The organism is Psychromonas sp. (assembly GCF_047632995.1).
Lineage (GTDB): Bacteria > Pseudomonadota > Gammaproteobacteria > Enterobacterales > Psychromonadaceae > Psychromonas.
Map to the genome: position 1 here is coordinate 1 of NZ_JBLIEK010000171.1, position 5,769 is coordinate 5,769.

6 protein-coding genes are annotated in these 5,769 nt (G+C 35.9%); 5 read left to right on the forward strand and 1 reads right to left on the reverse strand.

Annotated features, from left to right (window positions below; translation table 11 throughout):
• Positions 1-259 precede the first annotated feature (259 nt).
• The 5 genes from ACJAT7_RS17420 to ACJAT7_RS17440 all read left to right on the forward strand — a co-directional run bounded on the left by ACJAT7_RS17420 (position 260) and on the right by ACJAT7_RS17440 (position 4,764).
• Positions 260-1,717: an oligosaccharide flippase family protein gene (locus ACJAT7_RS17420; protein WP_415228071.1), complete on the forward strand. Its 1,458-nt coding sequence runs from the start codon at positions 260-262 to the stop codon at positions 1,715-1,717.
• A gap of 31 nt (positions 1,718-1,748) precedes the next feature.
• Positions 1,749-2,876 (forward strand): sulfotransferase family protein, encoded by a 1,128-nt coding sequence (locus ACJAT7_RS17425; protein ID WP_415228072.1) that lies wholly within the window; start codon positions 1,749-1,751, stop codon positions 2,874-2,876.
• A gap of 164 nt (positions 2,877-3,040) precedes the next feature.
• A complete protein-coding gene (locus ACJAT7_RS17430; RefSeq protein WP_415228073.1) occupies positions 3,041-3,424 on the forward strand; it encodes a DapH/DapD/GlmU-related protein in 384 nt (127 codons plus the stop codon).
• A gap of 223 nt (positions 3,425-3,647) precedes the next feature.
• Positions 3,648-4,319, forward strand: a complete 672-nt coding sequence (locus ACJAT7_RS17435; RefSeq protein ID WP_415228074.1) for a hypothetical protein — start codon at positions 3,648-3,650, stop codon at positions 4,317-4,319.
• Between the two features lie 211 nt (positions 4,320-4,530).
• On the forward strand, positions 4,531-4,764 hold the full coding sequence (locus tag ACJAT7_RS17440; RefSeq protein WP_415228075.1) for a hypothetical protein: 234 nt from the start codon (positions 4,531-4,533) through the stop codon (positions 4,762-4,764).
• An 85-nt stretch (positions 4,765-4,849) separates the two neighbouring features.
• Here the strand turns inward: ACJAT7_RS17440 and ACJAT7_RS17445 are convergent, their stop codons facing one another.
• Positions 4,850-5,395 carry a hypothetical protein gene (locus ACJAT7_RS17445; protein WP_415228076.1) on the reverse strand — a complete coding sequence of 182 codons (546 nt, stop codon included), beginning with the start codon at positions 5,393-5,395 and terminating at the stop codon, positions 4,850-4,852.
• Between the last annotated feature and the right edge of the window lie 374 nt (positions 5,396-5,769).

Sequence of the window (5,769 nt, forward strand, 5' to 3'; positions counted from 1 at the left end):
GGCAAAAGATAACTTAGAGGCCGATTTGCTTAAACTTGTTCCACTGCCCCCAAAAGTTGTTATGCGCGAGGCGTTAACTTGGTACGGCAGAAAAACAATTGCTCAAGCTTGGAATAACCTTTTACCTTAAACGAGCACACTACGACTTTTTAAGTGACAAAGTGCTTAACAGCATTTGATACATAAGGCCTGATTGGTCTATCAATAGCACCCCAATGCTTTTTAAAAGCATCATAAATTAAAGAGTGAGAAGCACTGAGTGTCATTAAAAAAGCAAGCGGCCAAGGGAGGCCTTTGGATATCAATTACTCGCACAGGTGTAAACGTTGTCGACTTTATCGTTTTTGCTTATTTGGCTCGTATTCTTACGCTGGAAGATTTTGGATTAGTAGCCTTTTGCTTACTTTTTATTGAATTTGCCAATATCGCAGTAAATGCAGGTGTTAACCAAAATATTGTACAGCGTAAAACCTGGGACGAAGGCTATGCCTCAAGTACACTTATTTATGTGGTGGGCTTAGCGCTTGGTGTGGCTTTATTTTTAGTGTTTATTGGTGCGCCTATTGCTCAGTACTCATATTCTACCACTGCGGCTTACGTGGTGATGAGTCTAGCACCGATAACTGTGCTTATGAGTTTACAGGTTGTATTTAACGGCAAGCTAGTACGCGACTTTAAAAACAAACAAATGGGCATTGCGAAGTTCATTGCGTCTGTGGTGTCTGGCGTTATTATTATCGTCGCAGCAGAATCTGGACTGGGACTATGGTCACTTGTTATTGGTCGCTTAGTGAATGCCTTGTTAGAACTAATATTTTACTTTTATCTGGCACAGTTTAGACCAAAACTTCATTACAATAAGGCAGATACGGCCGAACTAGTGCATTTTTGTTTACCCCTTTTAGGCTCAGCCATACTCAATATGGCTCATCAAAGAGCCGCTAGTTTATTTACAGGGTTAGTACTAGGCCCAGCCAGTTTTGCATTATTAAATGCTGCCAAAAAGGGCGAGCAAATGATTAGTCAAGCCACACTGACTTCAATTAATTCGATGGTGGTGCCCAGTTTCGCAAGAGCGAAAGAAGGCGTAAATATTGGTGACCTATACATTAAATTAGTGGCAATGACAGCTACATTGGTATTACCTGTTTTTATGGGGCTAGCTGCTATTGCGGACCCTTTTGTGACCATCGTTTTCGGGGACAAGTTTAGCGGTAGTGCTATTTATATGAGCATATCAGCCTTTACTATATTTGCAGGTGTACTAGGGTGGTTTCTGTCTACATTGCTCATTTCACAAGCTAAGACAAAAGACGCATTCAAGCTCAATTTAATAAATATAATAAGTAGTGTATTGGTTGCGGGGGGCACTATATGGTTTGGCATTAATATAATGTTAATTTCAATTGTTATCGTTAATATTGCATTACTGCCTGTTCGATTTCGAATAGTAACAAAACATATCCCAATTAATTTTAAAAAGTTAATTATTGCAATTTATCCACAGTACGTTTGTTCATTAGGTATGTTCTTTTTTGTAACTTTTAGCAAAGGTTTTTTGAGTCAATTTATTCTTAATGAAGTATTGCTGTTATTGACATTGGTTTTATTAGGTCTAGCAAGCTATCTATTTTTGAGTTTTACTTTGTTTTTCACAAAAACAATCCACAACTTAAAAGACCTTAAAGGCTTATTTGGATCACGTAAAACTAATTAGTGTAAAATTGGAATCTTATAAGGAGCTTTCCATGAGTGCTGCCCCTATATTTATAGTTGGTGCCCCCCGTTCGGGTACTACATTATTGACTGCATTTTTAGCCGCACACCCATCGCTTGATGCAGGCCCAGAAACTCAATTTTTTAATAAAATTGCTTTAGTGAATAAATCAAAATTGGATAAAGCTTTTATTGATACCAACTGGCCTCGATTAGCAACTCAACTTGTCTGTGAGTTAACCCTTGCAGGTCAAAGAGTGTTAGATTTATTTGAGCTTTCAGAAAATAAGGTTTTTGACTTTCTAGCTAAAAAAGCTAGAACAAAAAAGTCAATGCTAGAGTCACTAACGGTCTTACATGCATTAGAAAATAATAAGTCTAGGTGGATAGAAAAAACACCCAATCATATTTTATATGTAGATGAAATCAGAAATTTGTATCCCGATGCCATTATTATAAGGATTGTAAGAGATCCTAGAGATTCATCCGTTTCTATTAAACAACTTCCTTGGGCTAGCAAGTCTGCAATTATTAATTCATTACTTGTTAATAATTGGTACCTTAGTTCGTTGGAATTTTTTGAAAAAGATGAAAAAAGCATAACTATAAAATATGAAGAATTAATTGCAGAGCCCATGGTTACTTTAAAATATCTTTGCGATTTTATTGGCGAAGACTTTTGTGAATCAATGTTAAATCGTTCTACTTCCGGTAAGACTATTAGTTCTGTCAATGAACCTTGGAAAAAAGACGTTAGCAAAGATCTGAATCCAGATCGTTGTTATGTGTGGAAACGGCTTGAGGATCAAAATGTGGCAAACTGTATTAATTCAGTTTGTCAGACAATCATTAAGGTGTTCGATTATGATTTGAAAAAAGTTCAAAAGACACCAGTTTATTTAGTACCTGTGATAGGGGCTTTTCATGAAAGTTTCGATATGTATGCTGATTTTTTTGTGGATAACAACTTGTATCTTGAATCTAATCCCTTGAAGTCTGAAAAATACTTAATTTGGTTCGAGGGGCAGTTTAGAAAAGACCTTAAAGTTATAGTACAAGGCATTTTTTTAAAATTAAAGGGTGATAAACCTTTTGTTGTTTTGCCAAAGCAAGGAGGGGGATTGGCATTGTTGGGTAAACTTTTATTCGGAACACTATGAAAAGTAACATATTATTGCTGTAAAACTAAAAGGGCCTTAAATAAGATGCGTGAATTAATATTTTTTACTTTAGCTAATTATTTACCTCGAACTGATTTTTTTGACCAGTAGCGCCCTTTTTTCTTGAGAGCTGCAGGTATGAAAGTTATACATAACTGCCGACTTTGGGTCCTTTCATTGTCCGACCTATCGGGGGGGGGGATATAGAAATTGGCGAAAAATCTTTTTTAAACTCAGATGTTAGGTTTGGGGTACCAAAAGCAAAAGTCACCATTGGAAATAGGGTTCAAATTGGTCCTAGAGTAATGTTTAAAACGGTGAGTCATAGTTTGATATATGATGCTAAAAAAGGCAGAGGCTCATGGAATAAACCAATTATTATTGAAGATGAAGTTTGGATTGGAGCTGGCTGTATTATCACACAAGGGGTCACCGTTGGTAAAGGTGCTGTGGTTGCTGCGGGAGCAGTTGTAACTAGGGATGTTGAACCTTTTACAGTCGTTGGTGGGGTCCCAGCTAAATTTATTAAAGCTACATCGACTGTGTAAAGTATTTAATTACTTTTGGACTGATTTTTCAATTTGAGTGTCGGAATATTTTACATATTTAAATTTATTTTATTTTCTTAATGTTTGGTAATTTGTGTGTGGAAATATTTTAAGTGTGTAAGTTATTGTAAAATAAAGATTTAAATTTAATTTTTTAATTTCGTGTTTTTTTGGTTCGTAAATTGCATTTTGTTTTTTAGTTGTTAATTATAAGGATTAAATAATGTTTAAGAAAATTTTTAGAACGACATGTATGCTGAGCGTATTGTTATCGGCTACGTTTTCAGTCAACGCTTCAATGATATCCGTTGGAGGAGTAGAGTTAAATGCTTTAGATCTTAACGGTACTCATAGTTCATTTAATGAGTTTTACGGTTTTACGTTATCTGATTATTCATCACACACTGGTTATGAAACAGCAGACGTAGCTACTGTAATGTTTGCGGAGCTTAATAATGAATATGCAATGTTTTTGATGATAAGTGGTCCAGGTGGTGCTGCAGGTGCTGTTTCTGGTGATGTTTCCGGTAGTGAAGGCGCAATTTCATTTATTGATGATCCAGGCGGACGTGATCCTGTTTCTGGTTCCTCAATTAGCTGGACATACGCAGCGAATAAAACAGATGGTTTGATTTTTAGTGGAATAACATCTGATGTGTGGACTATCGATGTAAACTTGACGAAGGTGTCAGGTGGTTTCACTGGTGTGAACTTTTTGACATTTGATAATATTGGCAATGACACTAAAGCTCTTAGCTTAGGACTAACCGCTGATGCAGTTGACTTTTCTATAAATAGTATACAATCAACTGCAGTAGCAGCAGTCAATGCTCCTGCAACCTTTGGTTTGTTTTTTATTGCACTGGCTGGATTTTTACGTTTACGTAGAAAGTAATACTTGTCTTAATTAAAAAAAGCCTTTTGAGTGAAATCTCAAAAGGCTTTTTGCTTTTCAAAGTATCAATTATATTCGCTTTAGTACGATTGTATAAACAAACACGAGCACACCGTCACCCACGCCACCTGCTTGGGCGCACAGTCTTTGAAAAAGCCCTGCAGATGGAGCCGCGCTGCCCAGCAAGCCATCACTAGTATAGCGAGTCTGTATGAATTATATACGGCATAGCAAACTGGATAAAGGACAAACGCTGGCCTATCGGCTGCAGCATAGCAAGCCCATTGTTCATGCCTTTTTTATCTGGGTGTATGAGCAACAACAACGTCCCGAATTATTGCCCAGCAATCCACTGGCAAATGACTTGGCTTATGTGTCGGAATATTTTACATATTTAATTTTCTTTATTTATATAAATTTTTACGTACAAAATGGAGTGTTATAACTTCTTGTAAAATAAGGCGTTGGTGAAACAAACTTGATACTGCTATGGATTGTTACCCTGAGTATAGATTGAAGCTACAAAATCATTAAAAATCATAACCGAATTGGCGTATGTCCTCTGTAAACCAATTTCCAATGATATCTTTAGATTCTTCATCGTAAAATTCTCGATAATTAACCTTATTGGTTTTATTTAGATGAGGTAATGTGAGTTCTAGCTCTAGAGTTGCAGCTATTCGCAAAAATTCAGAGTTCAAGTTTTCAAACTTCATTATTTCGTTTATGTTAATTTTGCCATCATTATCTTTTAACCATTCTTTAAACGGAATTGTGTTTGTACCAAGATTAGTTTGGTTAGTTTTGATACGATATTTATAGTGAGAAAGAGCTTTGTCCCACGGGTTCCTAACTGCAGCAAACTTGTAAGCGTTCTCATATTTATCACGTCCAACTTTTTCAATAATTTCTTTGGCAGTTAAATGTGACTTAGTTAAGTTGAGCGCATTTAAAACACTCGTCCCACCTGTTTTATTGATATGGATAAAGATTACGTCTTTACCGTTTATTACATGTAAGGGGCTTGTTTGTAATGGGACTATTTTTCGATAAATTCTTTTTAAAATTGAGGGCACCTGTAATTTTTAGCAAAATTTATTTAATTTAAGATAAACATTTTACACTAAGCATTCAAGTCTTGTTTTGCGTTTGCTTCTTTAACAATATCGAGTTTGAATTCAGGCGTATATGTACGGCGTTGCTTGTTTTGATTACCTGCTTTCATCAACAGATATCCTTTTGAAATGGCTAAAAAGAATAGGATGACAAAACTATGGGAAAAACAGATGCCTTTACCCTACGCTTACATAAATTGGTTCATAGCCCTAATAAATTATGCTCATCGTCTGTGGCTGTTGCTTCATAAATTAGGTAAACAGGATTAGTAGCTTTAATTTGATAGCCAGCATTCATATCTATGCCTAAAACATCACTGTTAAAATAAGCTTTA

What these genes read in the sequence shown, in the direction of transcription:
- ACJAT7_RS17435 (WP_415228074.1), top strand. Translation starts at nt 3,648, where the DNA reads ATGTTTAAGAAAATTTTTAGAACGACATGTATGCTGAGCGTATTGTTA.
- ACJAT7_RS17425 (WP_415228072.1), top strand. Translation starts at nt 1,749, where the DNA reads ATGAGTGCTGCCCCTATATTTATAGTTGGTGCCCCCCGTTCGGGTACT.
- ACJAT7_RS17440 (WP_415228075.1), top strand. Translation starts at nt 4,531, where the DNA reads ATGAATTATATACGGCATAGCAAACTGGATAAAGGACAAACGCTGGCC.